This is a genomic window from Mycobacterium sp. (genome assembly GCF_019247635.1).
In the GTDB taxonomy this organism is placed as follows: Bacteria; Actinomycetota; Actinomycetes; order Mycobacteriales; family Mycobacteriaceae; genus Mycobacterium.
The window spans coordinates 1-15,128 of the sequence record NZ_JAFBAR010000013.1; the positions used below are offsets into that span (position 1 = coordinate 1).

General features: G+C 68.5%; 13 protein-coding genes and 1 pseudogene. 10 read left to right on the forward strand and 4 right to left on the reverse strand.

What is annotated here, in order from left to right; genetic code table 11:
• A pseudogene (locus tag JO236_RS02110) lies at window positions 1-483 on the forward strand (HNH endonuclease); the annotation flags it as partial.
• Between the two features lie 55 nt (window positions 484-538).
• Here the strand turns inward: JO236_RS02110 and JO236_RS02115 are convergent.
• A complete protein-coding gene (locus JO236_RS02115) occupies window positions 539-1,093 on the reverse strand; it encodes a hypothetical protein (protein WP_293324082.1) in 555 nt (184 codons plus the stop codon).
• A 23-nt stretch (window positions 1,094-1,116) separates the two neighbouring features.
• On the opposite strand from JO236_RS02115, the gene JO236_RS02120 reads away from it, so the two are divergent.
• Entirely contained in the window at window positions 1,117-1,353 is a 237-nt protein-coding gene (locus JO236_RS02120) for a hypothetical protein (protein ID WP_293324084.1), read from the forward strand.
• Here JO236_RS02120 and JO236_RS02125 read toward each other — a convergent pair whose 3' ends face one another.
• Window positions 1,354-2,460, reverse strand: coding sequence for an acyltransferase family protein (locus tag JO236_RS02125; RefSeq protein WP_293324186.1), 1,107 nt, complete (start codon window positions 2,458-2,460; stop codon window positions 1,354-1,356).
• Between the two features lie 277 nt (window positions 2,461-2,737).
• Here JO236_RS02125 and JO236_RS02130 point away from each other — a divergent pair, with 277 nt between their 5' ends.
• On the forward strand, window positions 2,738-4,006 hold the full coding sequence (locus JO236_RS02130; protein WP_293324087.1) for a DUF3068 domain-containing protein: 1,269 nt from the start codon (window positions 2,738-2,740) through the stop codon (window positions 4,004-4,006).
• Window positions 4,007-4,014: 8 nt separating this feature from the next.
• Window positions 4,015-5,742 (forward strand): hypothetical protein, encoded by a 1,728-nt coding sequence (locus JO236_RS02135; RefSeq protein ID WP_293324090.1) that lies wholly within the window; start codon window positions 4,015-4,017, stop codon window positions 5,740-5,742.
• Between the two features lie 10 nt (window positions 5,743-5,752).
• Here the strand turns inward: JO236_RS02135 and JO236_RS02140 are convergent, their stop codons facing one another.
• On the reverse strand, window positions 5,753-6,907 hold the full coding sequence (locus JO236_RS02140) for a glycosyltransferase family 4 protein (protein WP_293324093.1): 1,155 nt from the start codon (window positions 6,905-6,907) through the stop codon (window positions 5,753-5,755).
• A 122-nt stretch (window positions 6,908-7,029) separates the two neighbouring features.
• On the opposite strand from JO236_RS02140, the gene JO236_RS02145 reads away from it, so the two are divergent.
• The 3 genes from JO236_RS02145 (at window position 7,030) to JO236_RS02155 (ending at window position 9,653) form a co-directional block, all read left to right on the forward strand.
• The gene (locus JO236_RS02145) at window positions 7,030-7,272 is read left to right on the forward strand and encodes a hypothetical protein (protein ID WP_293324096.1); all 243 of its coding nucleotides are present in this window, start codon (window positions 7,030-7,032) and stop codon (window positions 7,270-7,272) included.
• 5 nt (window positions 7,273-7,277) lie between these two features.
• The gene (locus JO236_RS02150; RefSeq protein ID WP_293324099.1) at window positions 7,278-8,045 is read left to right on the forward strand and encodes a class I SAM-dependent methyltransferase; all 768 of its coding nucleotides are present in this window, start codon (window positions 7,278-7,280) and stop codon (window positions 8,043-8,045) included.
• A gap of 138 nt (window positions 8,046-8,183) precedes the next feature.
• Window positions 8,184-9,653: an aldehyde dehydrogenase gene (locus JO236_RS02155; RefSeq protein WP_293324102.1), complete on the forward strand. Its 1,470-nt coding sequence runs from the start codon at window positions 8,184-8,186 to the stop codon at window positions 9,651-9,653.
• A 110-nt stretch (window positions 9,654-9,763) separates the two neighbouring features.
• Here JO236_RS02155 and JO236_RS02160 read toward each other — a convergent pair whose 3' ends face one another.
• A complete protein-coding gene (locus JO236_RS02160; RefSeq protein WP_293324105.1) occupies window positions 9,764-10,558 on the reverse strand; it encodes a crotonase/enoyl-CoA hydratase family protein in 795 nt (264 codons plus the stop codon).
• Window positions 10,559-10,917: 359 nt separating this feature from the next.
• On the opposite strand from JO236_RS02160, the gene JO236_RS02165 reads away from it, so the two are divergent.
• From JO236_RS02165 to JO236_RS02175, 3 genes are all read left to right on the forward strand, one after another.
• Window positions 10,918-11,535 (forward strand): TetR/AcrR family transcriptional regulator, encoded by a 618-nt coding sequence (locus tag JO236_RS02165; protein ID WP_293324108.1) that lies wholly within the window; start codon window positions 10,918-10,920, stop codon window positions 11,533-11,535.
• 661 nt (window positions 11,536-12,196) lie between these two features.
• A complete protein-coding gene (locus JO236_RS02170; protein ID WP_416362136.1) occupies window positions 12,197-13,462 on the forward strand; it encodes a PE family protein in 1,266 nt (421 codons plus the stop codon).
• Window positions 13,463-13,700: 238 nt separating this feature from the next.
• Window positions 13,701-15,128 carry a PE family protein gene (locus JO236_RS02175; protein ID WP_293324111.1) on the forward strand — a complete coding sequence of 476 codons (1,428 nt, stop codon included), beginning with the start codon at window positions 13,701-13,703 and terminating at the stop codon, window positions 15,126-15,128.

Sequence of the window (15,128 nt, forward strand, 5' to 3'; positions counted from 1 at the left end):
TTGGAGAACCTGAAATGCCTTTGCCGAAAACATCATAGGATCAAGACCTTTGGTGGATGGCTAGATCAGCAACTGGCCGATGGAACCGTCATCTGGACCTCGCCGACCGGGCGCACGTATCGCACGTCCCCGGCCGGCACCGACCTCTTCCCGGCGCTACACAGACCCGCGTGCACCGCTCCGACGCGAAACCGACGCAGCCGAGCCCAGCAACGCAGCACCCGAATCGCCGCGGCGCGCAAGCATAATCGTGATCAAAGACCGCTCAACGAGGCCCAGCGCGTGCTGGCGACAGCCCGCAAACAGGAGATCGCCGGACGCAAGTTCCGAAACCACATGCGCGACATGCTCTTTCTCTTCAAGGGGGAACCCAGCAACAGCCCGTTCTGCACGTGGGTCAACGACCCACGAGAACCCGAGGAACTGCCCCCCGACTGGAAGCCACCCGAACCCGAACCCCTGCCCGACGACCCGCCATTCTGAACCCGCGGGATAACAGCCTTTGCCGTATCGAAGGGAAAGCCGCGGCGGCTGTAGCCTATCCGCGCCCGGAGCGGAATGCGTCACGCGCGTAGGCGAGCATCGCCGCGGCGACATTAGCCGAAAGTGCCGCGACGGCAAGTCGATTGGGCCGCGTCGGCGGGTCGGTGATGTCGGCGACAGTCAACGACATATGCGGACGCAGTCCTCGGACCGCGTGCCGCACAGCACAGTCCTCAATGGCGTAGGGATATCGCGAGCCGATCGTGATGATGCCGGACCGTTGCTCGTGTTCCCAGGGCATTTCGTACAGCGGGGTCCCGTCGGGCAGTCCGGCGGCAAATGGGTAGACGGCAAACGGCCAGCGGTGGTCATGCAGATCGCCGTTCACGGGCCTGGGGAACACGTGCATAGCCACCACGTACTCGCGGCGCTGCGCGCCACTTGATACCAGACTGTCGGTCGCCTCGATGCGGATGTATTGATCGGCAATCTCCGCCCCTCGCCAGGCGTCGGCGTTGTCGAGGTGAGTATCGATAGCCGCAAGGTTTTCGACCAGGCGCCGCAGTGTCAGCGAGTGTCCCGGGGACGTCAAGATCGGCAGGTCAGGCATGGCGCGCGATGCTAGCATTCCCCATGCTCATCGTGTGGCTGGCGATCGTGACCGTCATTTCCGTGGTGGCCCTCACCTTCAGTTTGGTGGCGTGGTCGCGACTACCCCGCCAAACACCGCCGGCCTATCCGCCGCAGTTCCCCTCGCAGCCGGCACCGTACAACCCTTACGGGGCCTACAGCCCACTGCCCGGTCCGACGGGCCCGCCACCGCCGGCATGGGAACCCCGCAGTGGGTGCACGGGTGCTGTCATCGATTAGTCACGGCGCGATCGCGTCCGCTTCCGGGTCGCTGACGCGAATACCCGTCGGCCCTTGGCGTTTTTCCCAGCGGCGCAACGCTTCTCGACACGGCGACTCGACCAGGCCATAGCTGACGGCGGCGATCGCCCAGCCGAAGATCAGGGTCGCCAGCAAAACCGACGGCATGTGGCCGTTGAAGGCGAAAATACCGAGCACCGGAAACACCATGTCCAGCGCGGCCAGGTGCCAGATGAATAGGCCGTAGGACCACCGCCCCAATGTCACCATCGCGGTGCTGCCCAACAGTCGGTGCCGCGTGTCGGTCCGGTCCAGTACCAATGGGGCCACCAACGCGAACGCCACGACCGCGCCCATCGCCGCCTTCACCGCAAACTGAGCAGCACTGCCCACGGCCAGTCCGGCCGGGCCAGCAAGCGGCGACGCCGCCACCAGATAGGCCGACACCGCGATGAAGGCCATCAGCACGCGCCGTCGGGCCAACCGGTGCACCCACCCGATCCGGCTGTGCACCAACTCCGCCAGCAGCATGCCCGCCGCGAACCACGAGAAGAAGGCCGGAGGCCAGTCCAGCGGGTTGTTCCACGCCTTGGCATCCAACGGCACCCACGCCCAGGCCCAGCTCAGCACCGCGAAGGTGGCGATCGCCGGCACCCGGGCGGCCACCGGCAAGCGGCGGGCCAACATGGCGAACACAGGCAGGGCCAGATAGAAACCGACCTCAACGGACAGGCTCCACATCTGAGTCAGGCCGCCGGTCAGGGTCAGCGGCACATAGATCTGGGTGAGCGTCAGGTTGGCCAACCAGACCGTTGGGCTGGCGTGGTCCGAGTCGGGCAACAGGCACAGGATCACGACCACGGCCATCAGGTAGGCGGGCATGATGCGGACCACCCGGGATCGCAGATAGTGCCCCGTCCGCGGGCGCGGACCCAGATCCCGTTCCGCCGCGGCGTGCCCCCGCCACAGCAGGAAACCCGACAGGGCGAAGAACACCGCTACGGCCAGATCGAAGCGACCGAACAACCGGCCGTCCACGCCGCTGGAATGACCCGTCTGAAAGGCGGTGTGCGTGACGACCACCCCCATGGCCGCGCAGGCGCGCATACCTTCGACGGCAGGCAGAAAACCGCGGACCCCACCCACCTGCTGGTCTCGTTTTTGGTCAACCACCGCCACCAGCACAGTCTGCCTGTGATCGGTTGCCGGCGACTCGGGCACACCCGAAATCGCGCCGGCATTGCCGGGGCGGGTGGGGACGGGTTCGTTCGCCGAGGTCTTAGATTCTGCTGTTAGGGTCGAACGGGTTTGCCTCGCTGCTTGGTCAGGTCGGGATGCAAGTTGCCACCGACGAGTTGGGTCGCCAGAAGGAGGTCACAGCAACGTGAACCGAGCGGTCATGTTGCGGTTCGCCGCATGTGGAGTCATCGGACTCGGTGCCGCGTTGCTGATCGCCGCATTGCTGCTGTCGACCTACACGACCGGTCGGATCACGAAGATTCCGCTCGACATCGACACGACGTTGGTCAGTGAGGGCAACGGAAAGGCGCTGGACTCGACGTCGCTGTCCGGCCCGCACTTCGTCATCAACGACAACGTGCCGCTGGTTTCCCAGCAGCAGATCACCGTCGAGTCGCCGGCCAACGCCGACGTGGTCACGCTGCAGGTCGGCACCTCGGTGCGGCGCACGGACAAACAGAAGGACAGCGGGTTGCTGCTGGCAATCGTTGACACCGTCACCCTTAACCGCAAGACCGCGATGGCCGTCTCCGACGACACCCACGCCGGCGGCGCACTGCAGCGACCGCGCAGCTTGGGTGACGAAAACCCCCCGACCACCACTCAACTGAGACACGACGGGCTGTCCTATCGGTTCCCGTTCAAGACCGAGAAGAAGACGTATCCCTACTTCGACCCGATCGCGCAGAAGGCGTACCCCGCCGACTTCGACGGTGAGGAAGACGTCAACGGCTTGAGCACGTACCGGTTCACCCAAAATGTCGGCTACGGCAGCGACGGCAAGTTGGCCACGCCCGTCGAATACCCCTCGTTGTACGCCGACCGCGCGGACAGCAAAGTCACGACGTCCGCAGCCATGTGGGGGCTGCAGGGCGGTGACCCGGACGAGCAGATCACCATGACCCGCTACTACGCCGCGCAGCGGACATTCTGGGTGGACCCCGTGTCGGGCACCATCATCAAAAAGGTCGAGCACGCCAATCATTACTTTGCCCGCACCGATCCGCTCAAGCCTGACGTGACGCTGACCGACTACAAGGTCACCTCCACCGAGGACAGCATCGAAGCCCAGGTCAACGCGGCCCGAGACGAGCGCGACCGGCTTGCGCTATGGTCGCGCGTGCTGCCGATCACGTTCACCGCAGTCGGCCTGATAGCACTGATCGGCGGCGGAGTGCTGGCCTCGTTCAGCCTACGGACCGAGAGCGCGCTGACCGATCCCAGCCTGGACCGGGAGGGCGACGACTGGGATCCCGGCGGCCCTGTCGGCCTCAGGGGACGGGTGCCCGGCGCCGAGGCCGAGACGGAGAAGCTACCCACACAGCGTCCAGATCTGCCCCGAGATCCGAGCCCGCCCGGCTCGGATCCGCCCGAGCCGACCCCGCCGGAGTCCGGGCCTTCCGAACAGGCCTAGCGCGGAGCGTGCGCTGGATTCGGCCGGGGTACGCACTGGCCCTGGCGCTACTGGTGGTAGGACCGCTGCTGCGGCCAGGGTATTTGCTGCTGCGGGACGCGGTGTCCACGCCGCGCTCCTACGTCACCGACACCGCCCTGGGATTGACGGCGGCCCCGCGGGCGACGCCGCAGGACTTCGCGGTGGCGCTGGCCTCCCAGGTTCCCGGGCACGTCGTCGACGGCGGCGTCGTGGTCAAGGCGCTGCTGGTGTTGGGGCTGTGGCTCGCCGGGTGGGGGGCCTCGCGTCTGGCCGCCGCCGCGGTGCCCGGCGCGGGCGCAAGCGGCGAGTTCGTCGCGATCACGCTGGCGATCTGGAATCCCTACGTCGCCGAACGGCTGCTGCAAGGCCATTGGAGCCTGCTAGTCGGCTACGGCTGCCTGCCCTGGGTCGCGACGGCGATGCTGACGCTGCGGGCCTCGGGTGGTGCGGTCTGGGGGTTGGTCTTCTGGATCACGCTGGCCGGGCTGACGCCGACCGGGCTGCTGCTGGCCGTCACGGTGGCGCTGGCCTGCCTCGCCGCGCGGGGGGCTGCCGGGTCGCGATGGCTGTACGCGGCCGTGACTTTGGCCGCGGGGTTGGCGGCGGCGCTGCCCTGGCTGTTGGCGGCGACGTTGGGCTCGTCGTTGACCAGTCACACGGCGGCGAACGCGGCGGGGGTCACCGCGTTCGCACCACGCGCCGAACCCGGCCTTGGCACGCTGTTCAGCCTGGCCAGTCTGGGCGGGATCTGGAACGGCGAGGCCGTACCCGGCTCACGCACAACGCCTTTCGCGGTGATGTCGGCGGTGGTGCTGTTGGGTGTCGTCTTTGTTGGGCTGCCGGCGGTGGTGCGACATGGGTCGGTGCGGCCACTGCTGGTGCTGGCCGCGGTGTCCGTCCTGGTGCCCGCTTGTCTGGCGACGGGCCCGGGGCTGCACCTGCTGCGGGCGGTGGTCGACGCCGCCCCCGGCCTCGGGGTGCTGCGCGACGGGCAGAAGTGGGTGGCCCTGGCCATGCCCGGGTACGCGGTGGCCTCGGCGGGCGCGGTGGTGACGCTGCGTAGGTGGTTGCGTCCGGCGCTGACTCCGGTCCTCTGCTGCCTGGCGCTGTTGCTCGCGCTCCCCGATCTGGCGTGGGGGGTATGGGGCCGCGTGGAGCCGGTGCATTACCCGCCCGGGTGGGCGGCGGTAGCCGCGGCTGTCAACGCCGACCCCGGCGTCGTCGCGGTGTTGCCCGCCGGAACCATGCGTCGGTTCTCCTGGTCCGGACCGGCGCCGGTGCTCGATCCGTTGCCGCGCTGGCTGCGGGCCGACGTGCTGACCACCGGGGATCTGGTGATCTCGGGGGTGACCGTGCCCGGCGAGGGCGCACGCGCGCGCGCGGTGCAGGAGTTGCTGCTGACCGGGCCCGACCCGTCGGCCCTGGCGTCCGCCGGTGTGGGGTGGCTTGTCGTCGAGTCGTCCCCGGGCGACATGGGCTTTGCCGCACGCACCCTGGACGGACTTTCGCCGGTGTACCGCGATCGGGAGTTGGCGCTATATCGGGTCGGCGGGCGGGGCGGCGGTGTCTCTTCTGTCCGCCTCCGAGCGACAACCGCCGCGCATTGGGTGTGGCTGGCCCTGTTGGTCGGAAGCGGTGTCGGCGCGGTGGGCTGTCGAGTGCGCCGGCACTTACGCCGGGCCGAAGACACGCCGTCCGACACCGCCGAAGATTAAGTCTCGCGGGTTAGACGACGCCGCAGGTTAGCTCGCCGGCGTGCACCGCCTCGAGCACTGAGCGCATCGCCTCGGCGCTTTGCCGCCAGGAGAATTCGCCGCTGCGGGCCTGCGCCTTGGCGCCGAGCTGCTCACGCAGCACCGGGTCGGTCAGCAGCAGTTCGAGCCGGTCCACCAGTTCGGCGCGACCGCCGACCAGGATCCCGGTAACCCCGTCGATGATCGAGTCGGACAATCCGCCGGAGGACCGGTAGCCGATGGTGGGCACCCGGTGCTGCGCGGCCTCGACGACCGCCAGGCCCCACCCCTCTTTGCGCGACGGCAATAGCTGCACCCAGGAGCTTTGCAGCACATGGTGTTTGGTGACGTCGTCCACATGGCCGTGAAAGGTCACCGCCTCCGAGATGCCGAGCCGCCGCACGTGGTCGGCGAGTCGCTGCCGCCACCACCCGTCGCCGACGATGTCGAGGTGCACGGCCGGTACGCGGGGCCGCAGCTCCGCGACGGCCTCCAAGGCGTCCTCGATCTGCTTGTGCGGCACCAGCCGGGACAGCACCACCACCCGCGGCCTGGCCGCGCGGGGTCCGGACAGCGATTGCGCGGGCGCCTCGTCGAGTCCGTTGCGCACCACCGCGATCCGGCCGTTGTCCACGCCGAGGGCAACCAGATCGCGAGCCGACGGCAGCGACACCGTCACGTACTGGTTGCGCCGGTTCAAGCGCGGGGACAACCGCGACTCGACAAACCAGCCGAGCCGGCCGAGCACCGGCCCGGCTACCGGCCACTGCTCGCGGTGACAGTGGTGCACCAGCACCGCCACCCGACGGCCGTAGACCAGCCGCGCCAGAAACGGGAGGCCGTTCTGGGTGTCGACGACGACGTCGGGCCGGACCCGGCGCAAGGGTCCCAGCCTCAATCGGCACAAGGCCATCGCGAGCAGCGCCCAGACGTACACGGTGTAGCGGCCGCCGGCGCGGCTGATCCGCACCCCGTCGACCACCTCACGGCGCGGCGCCCCGGGGTAGCGGGCGGTGCGCAGGGTGACGTCGATGCCGCGTCCGGCCAACTGCGCGCCGATGCGCTGTAAATAGGTTTCGCTGCCGCCGCCCTGCGGGTGCCCGGTATCGCGCCAGCACAGCAGCAACACCGAACGCAGGTCAGACATCGCTGAACAGCCTATCCGGCGTGACAGCGCGGCCTCGACTCGCCGGCGCGAAGCGACGCGTCAGCCGAACAGCTGCTAAGTTCCCGTTCACGGCATGTGAGTCAGGCCCGATGGGAGTTCTGATGTATTCGTTGACGGGGCAAGCGCACGTGACTCTGCTGGTTGCGGTCCTTGCGGTGGTAATGATGATCCCGGGCGCTATGTGGGTGCACACCGATGTCAGCAAACGACGCGCCCGCGGAGACTCCATCGTCCTGTCTGTGGGGCCAGTCGATATCGAATCACCTGCGGCGTGGTTTGTCGTTTGCTTGCTGCTCGGGGAAATCTTCATTCCGCTGTATGTGGCCGCACGCGGTGCCGGCTAACCGATTTGGCGCGTGACGTCTTCGCGCGGCGCGCGACGCTGCGGCGGTCACTGCGGCTGCTGTCGGACTTCCGCTACGAACAGCCCGACCCGGCCAGGTTCTACCGCGCGCTGGCAGCAGACACCGCCGCTATGGTCGGCGATCTGTGGCAGGGCACTCACGGCCAAGATCCGGCCGGCCGCATGGTCCTCGACGTCGGCGGCGGGCCAGGCTATTTCGCGGACGCATTCGCCGAAGCCGGGATGAGGTACGTTCGGGTCGAACCCGAGCCCGGCGAAATACACAACACCGCAACGACTTTGGTGTGTGATCCCGGAACGGTGGTGCGCGCGTCGGGCATGGCACTGCCGTTCGCCGACGACAGCGTGGACGTCTGCCTGTCGTCCAACGTCGCCGAGCACGTGCCGCGGCCCTGGCAACTCGGCGGCGAGATGTTGCGGGTGACCCGGCCGGGCGGGCTGGCCGTGCTGTCCTACACCGTCTGGCTGGGTCCGTTCGGCGGGCACGAGATGGGCCTGACCCACTACCTGGGCGGCGCCCGGGCCGCCGCGATGTATGCCCGAAAGCACGGTCAACCGGCGAAGAATAACTACGGATCGTCGTTGTTTGCGGTGTCAGCGGCCGACGGCCTGGACTGGGCGGCGAGCACCGGCGCCCTGATCGCCGCATTCCCGCGCTACCACCCTCGATGGGCGTGGTGGGTGACGCGGGTGCCGGTGCTGCGCGAGTTCCTGGCGAGCAATCTCGTGCTGGTGCTCCAGCCGCGAGAATGAAACATGTTCTCGTTTTGCTCCGCCTTGGGTAGGGTGGCGCCATGCCCGCCGGCACGATGCAGTGGGGGCACGCCCCACAAGTGGGAGGTACCCCCACCCGCGTGGCGGGGACGGAGCGATGAGGAGGAGCGGCGGCATATGACCGACAGCCACACGACCGAATACGACAAACTTTTCATCGGCGGCAAGTGGACCGACCCGTCGACCGACGAAATCATCAAGGTGCACTGCCCGGCCACCGGCGACTACGTCGGCAAGGTGCCGATGGCGGCGGCGGCCGACGTGGACGCCGCGGTCGCCGCGGCGCGCGCGGCGTTCGACAGCGGGCCGTGGCCGTCGACGCCACCCAAGGAGCGCGCGGCCGTCATCGCCAACGCGCTCAAGTTGCTGGAGGAGCGCAAGGACCTGTTCTCCAAGCTGCTCGCCGACGAGACCGGCCAGCCGCCGATGACCATCGAGACGATGCACTGGATGGGTTCGATGGGGGCGATGAACTTCTTCGCCGGCCCCGCGGTCGACCAGATCAAGTGGCGGGAGACCCGCACCGGCGCCTACGGGCAGACCATTGTGCATCGCGAGCCGATCGGCGTGGTGGCCGCGATCGTGGCGTGGAACGTGCCGCTGTTCCTGGCGGTCAACAAGCTGGGCCCCGCGCTGCTGGCAGGGTGCACGGTGGTGCTGAAGCCGGCGGCCGAAACCCCTTTGACCGCAAACGCTTTGGCGGAGGTGTTCGCCGAGGCCGGCCTGCCCGAGGGCGTGCTGTCGGTGGTGCCCGGCGGGATCGAGACCGGGCAGGCACTGACGTCCAACCGTGACGTCGACCTGTTCACCTTCACCGGCAGCTCGGCCGTCGGCAAGGAGATCGGCCGCCGTGCGGCGGACCTGCTCAAGCCCTGCACCTTGGAGCTGGGCGGGAAATCGGCGGCCATCGTCCTCGAGGACGTCGACCTGGCGTCCGCGGTCCCGATGATGGTGTTCTCCGGCATCATGAACACCGGGCAGGCCTGTGTGGGACAGACGCGCATCCTGGCGCCGCGCTCGCGCTACGACGAAATCGTGGACGCGGTAAGCAACTTCGTGCAGATGCTGCCGGTCGGGCCGCCGTCGGACCCGAACGCCCAGATCGGGTCGCTGATCTCGGAGAAGCAGCGCGCTCGGGTCGAGGGCTACATCGCCAAGGGCATCGAGGAGGGTGCGCGGTTGGTGTGCGGCGGCGGCCGTCCCGAAGGGCTGGACGGCGGGTTTTTCGTGCAGCCCACGGTCTTCGCTGACGTCGACAACAAGATGACGATCGCGCAGGAGGAGATCTTCGGGCCGGTGCTGAGCATCATCCCCTACGACACCGAGGAGGACGCGATCAAGATCGCCAACGACTCGGTGTATGGGCTGGCCGGCAGCGTGTGGACCGCCGACGTGCCGCGGGGCATCGAGATCTCGGAGAAGATCCGTACCGGGACATACGCGATCAACTGGTACGCCTTTGATCCGTGCTGTCCGTTCGGTGGGTACAAGAACTCCGGGATCGGCCGCGAGAACGGGCCCGAGGGCGTCGAGCACTTCACCCAGCAGAAGAGCGTGCTGATGCCGATGGGCTACACCGTCGACTAACGCTTTTGTCCCTTGCGCCGAGCGTGAACTGGCGGCGAGAATTTGGCGATTTTTTCGCCACCAGTTCACGCTCGACGCGACGCGGGCGTGACGCTCGGCGGTCAGGCCGGTTAGCGGCCCTGGAAGCGAGCCTGCCGGCGTTCGATGAACGACTGCACACCCTCGGCGGCGTCGGCGCTGGCAAAGAGCTCGACGACGGCGGGGCGCAGGCGCTCGATGGCGGCGGCCTCGCCCTGCCGGCGCGCGAGGTGCGCCGAGGCAAGCGTGGCCTTCACGCCCAGCGGCGCGGCGCGCTCGGCGATGGTCTGCGCGATCTCGCGGGCCCGCGCCAGAGCCGCGTCGGCGTCGTCGGCAACCTCCTGCACCAGCCCGATCCGGTGCGCCTCGGCGGCATCGAACTCGTCGCCGGTGAGCAGCCAGCGCATCGCGTTGCCCCACCCGGCCTCGCGCGGCAGCCGGATAGTCGCGCCGCCGAACGGGTAGATCCCGCGCTGTACCTCCATCTGGGTGAACCGGGTACCGGCCGCCGCGAGGCGAATGTCGGCGGCCAGCAGCAATTCGATGCCCAACGTCATGCACCAACCGTGTGCGACGGCGATCAGCGGCGTTTCCCAGGGACCGTCGAGTCGGAACGGGTCGCGGCCGTCGTCGGGCATTGGTGATTGCCCGGCCGCGATGCCGGGCCCGACGTCGACGAGGTCCAGGCCCGCGGTGAAGTGCTCGCCGTGGGCAAACAGTACGCCCGCGCGCAGCTCAGAATCCCCCTCCAGGAGCGCATAGGCGCGGGACAGGTCGGCGAGCATCGCCCGGTCGAAGGAATTGCGCTTGTGCGGCCGGTTCAGTCCGATTAGCAGGACGTGCCCGTCGCGCTCCAGCGTCACGGTGCCCGAAGAGGAGCCAGTCATCGGCTCAGTGAACCGCAGATCTGCGGATTATGCAATAGAACATAATCGTGGTGCTCAAGTCACGCCGCTCGATCGGGGCGACCGGGCAACGATTTAGCTCACACCTGGGACGATTGGATTGCGAGTTTGCCTAATTAACAGATGTCTTATATGCTCCCCAACATAGTTATGGGCCGCGGTTCTCGGCACATGCGAGCAGCACAGACACACATGCGGGGAGCAGTCATGTGGAACATCGAGCTAAACATTGCCGGTTTCCGATTCAGCAGCGAGATACCTTACGTGCGGCGCCGTCAGCTCCGGTTCAGCCCCCGCTTGGCGCACTGGTCCCTTCCGCAGCATCGGCACGAGCCCGCCGCATGACCCCGGCCACCACCAAGCGTGGCGGCACCCGCACCAAGATGCTGGTCACCGCGGCCGAAGTAATGCGTGAATGCGGGGCCGCGGGCGTCACGATCGACGCGGTGCTCGCCCGCAGCGGCGCGCCGCGCGGTTCGGTGTACTACCACTTTCCCGACGGGCGCAATCAGATTCTGGCCGAGGCGCTGCGGTACTCGGGCGATTCGATTACCGCCAAGATCGACGCCGCGGTTGACCGCGGCGCCAAAGTCTTGCTGCGCGAGTTCGTCGGCTTCTGGGAACGCCTGCTGGCCGAGGGGGATTTCCTGGCCGGCTGCCCGGTGGTGGCGGCCGCGATCGGCTCGGCCGGAGACGATCCCGAGCTGGCCGCCGAGGCGGGCGTCATCCTTGGCCGCTGGAGCACCGCAATGACTCGGGCGTTCGTCGCGGACGGTTTCGACGAGGAGGATGCGGCGTCGCTGGCGGTGATGTCGATATCCGCACTCGAGGGCGCCATCGTGCTGTGCAGATCAACCCGCAGTGTTCTGCCCCTGCGCCAAGTTAACGAGCAGCTCGAATTCCTAATCAAGGCAAGGGAATTCGTATCTCGTAACAAGGTCGCCGTCAAGCAGGGCTGACTAGCAACAGTTCCGGTTCATACGGCCGCGCATCCCACGTGCCCGCTCTGCGATGTGAGATCCAGCTGTGCTTGCGGTTAGAAGGCAGCAGGCCCGTGCGGATGCTTGGCCTGCCGGGGAACGACGGACGGCAGGGTCCTAGAGACAGTGGCAGGCGGCGTACAGCTCGAATCATTCTCTACACAAGGGAATCCGATTTTCGCGGTGAGGCCGCCCAGGTGCGATTCCAGTGGGACGTCGTTGAGCAGCGTCGGCAGTCACGGTGAAAGCACTGTGTGCTGTGCCGGATCACGCTACGCCGTGATCCTGGCCCGCACGGCTCTGCGATCACCCAGACAGCCGAGTGACCGCCGGTCCGAATCAGGTCGGTGGGAGGTTGGGTAATGTCCTTCGTGTTCGCGGCAACGCGATCGGGCTGTTCGGCAACGGCGGGATCTTGCTCGGCGCGCCCGGACCCGACGGAGTGCAGGGTCCCTAGGTGTGCTTGAAGAGAAACGGATAAGACCCAGACGACGTGATTGCGGTCAACGCTGCAGGCATCTGGGTGGATTGAGGCACGCCGTCCCGAGACCCGCGCTACGCTGGTGCTCTTTACCGCACGCCTCGACGAGCACCTTCGAGTGGGCAACGCTGGGTCGTGCCAGGCCAACGGAGGTGCGGTATGTCATCTGTTTTCGCGATTCCGGATGTAGTTGGCTCAGCTGCAACAGATCTCGCGGCTATCGGTTCGACGCTTAATGAGGCCAACAACGCTGCGGCGGCCTCGACTACGGGTCTGCTGCCGGCTGCCGCCGACGAGGTGTCGGCGGCCATCGCTGCGCTGTTCGGTGCGCACGCCGCGGGTTATCAGGCAATCGGCTCCCAGGCGGCCACGTTTCATCAGCAATTCGTGCAGGCCTTGGGCGCGAGCGCGGCCAACTATGCCAGCACCGAGGCGGCCAGCGCGTCGCCTTTACAGACCGTCGTGCAGGATCTGTTCGCCGTGATCAACGCACCGACCGAGGCGCTGCTGCAGCGCCCGCTGATCGGTAACGGCACCAACGGAGCGCCCGGCAGCGGCCAACGAGGCGGGGACGGCGGACTTCTGATCGGCAACGGCGGCAACGGCGGATCCGGCGCCGCAGGCAAGAACGGTGGGGACGGCGGAGCTGCGGGACTGATCGGCAACGGCGGCGCCGGCGGCACGGGCGGCGTCGGCAATGTTGTCGCCGGCACCGCCGGCACCGGCGGCGCGGGCGGCACCGGCGGCCTGCTCATCGGCGGTGGCGGCACGGGTGGCGTCGGAGGGGCCAACTTTTTTGTGAACGGCAGCGGGGGTCACGGCGGCGCCGGTGGCAATGCCATAGGGCTGTTCGGCAGCGGTGGCGCAGGCGGGATTGGCGGCGCAGGCGACACGACCCCCGGCGTCAGCGCTACCGGTGGTGCCGGGGGCAACGGCGGCAGCGGCGGCCTGCTATACGGGACCGGAGGCGACGGTGGCAACGCCGGACTGGGCGCCAATAGCAGCGCCGGCGGGTCGGGCGGCGCGGGCGGTCAGCTCTTCGGCGACGGCGGCGACGGCGGCGACGGCGGTGGTGGCCTCGTCGGCGGCGCCGGTGGCAACGGCGGGAGCGCCCGGCTGATCGGCAACGGCGGTACAGGAGGAACCGCCGGCGACGGCACAAGTGGGAGCGGCGGTGTTGGCGGCGAAGGGGGCAACGGCGGGCTCGTGTTGGGCAACGGCGGTAACGGCGGCATGGGCGGAAACCAGATCTTCTTGCCTGGCGCAGGGGGAGCTGGCGGCAACGCGGTAGGGCTGTTCGGCGCAGGCGGCGACGGCGGCGAAGGTGGCGGCGGTCAAACCGTGGGCGGTCTGGGTGGTGCCGGCGGCAGCGGCGGGCTCGTGCTCGGAGCCAATGGGGCCACCGGGCCGCAGGGTCCGGCCTAATACTCGCCAGCTGGGAGAGACAGCGTCATCGGCTTTAGTCGAAACGCTCATCACAGCAAGCAAATTCGCTCGCACCGCTGAAATGCACGTGACTTATGCGGCCCGCAAGTAGCGGGCGGTGTGAATACGCTGTGCGCTGTCACGGAGGGCGTTACGCTTTGATCCTTACCCGCACGGCTCCGTGATCACCCGAGCAGCCGAGTGACCGCCGGGCCAACAGGTCGGTGGAGGTTGGGCAATGTCCTTCGTATTCGCGGTTCCCGATGTAGTTGCCATGGCCGCAACGAATCTGGCGAGTATCGGTTCGGCAATCAGCCAGGCCAACGCCGCGGCGGCGTATCCGACGACGGGCATCGCGGTCGCCGCGGGCGACGAGGTGTCGGCGGCCATCGCCGCGGTGTTCGGCGCGCACGCCCAGGGGTATCAGGCGGTTAGCGCCCAGACGGCGGCGTTTCACCAGCAATTTGTGCAGGCGCTGAACGCCGGTGCGAACGCCTACGCCGGCGCGGAGGCGGCCAATGCCGCGGCAACGGCCAACCCATGGCAGGCCGCGCAGCAGGAACTGCTAGCCCTTCTCAATGCCCCCACCCAGCACCTGTTGGGACGTCCCTTGATCGGTGACGGCGTCGACGGCGTGGCCGGAACCGGCCAGAACGGCGGGGCGGGCGGCATCTTGATCGGCAACGGCGGCAACGGCGGCTCCGGCGGGGCAAACCAGGCGGGCGGTAGCGGCGGCGCCGCCGGACTCATCGGCAACGGCGGCAACGGTGGAAGCGGCGGTAGAAACACCGCCGCGAGCGGAACCGCCAGTGCCGGTGGTGCCGGCGGCACCGGCGGCCTGTTGTTCGGCAGCGGCGGAGCCGGCGGCGTCGGCGGAGTGTGGGACGGCACCGCCGGGTTGGGCTTTGGCGGCGTCGGTGGCGCAGGTGGCGACGCGATTGGGTTGATCGGCAACGGCGGACCAGGTGGAACCGGCGGCGCTGCCAGTACCAGCCTCATGGTGTTTTCCCAGGCGGGTGCGGGCGGACAGGGCGGCCACGGTGGCCTGATCAACGGGAACGGCGGCGCCGGGGGCGACTCCGGATTGGGCGGCGCGGGCAATGACGGCGGTAACGGCGGCGCCGGCGGAATGCTGACCGGTAGCGGCGGAAACGGCGGTCAGGGCGGGGCAAACCACCACGGGGGCCACGGTGGAAATGCCGGGCTGATCGGGGGCGGCGGCGATGGCGGGGCCGGCAAGGCTGACGGTTTCGATAGTGCCGGGGGCGACGGCGGCAACGGAGGGCAGCTGCTCGGCGACGGCGGAGACGGCGGCGCCGGCGGTCAAAGCTCCGTCGGCAGGGGAGGCGCGGGCGGCGCCGGCGGCAACGCCGTAGGGCTGCTCGGCGACGGCGGGAACGGCGGCTTGGGCGGGGACAGCGGCAACTTCACCGCCGGCGGCGGTGGTCACGGCGGCAACGGCGCCGTCTTGATCGGCAACGGCGGGAGCGGCGGCAGCGCCGGGACGGGCATCAACCCCGGTAATGGCGGTGATGGGGGAAATGCCGCGCTGATCGGAAACGGCGGCAATGGCGGCGACAGCACCGGCGGCGGCACCGTCGGCGTGGGTGGCAGCGGCGGGATCTTGCTCGGAGCGCCCGGCCCCGACGGGCGGCAGGGCTCCTGA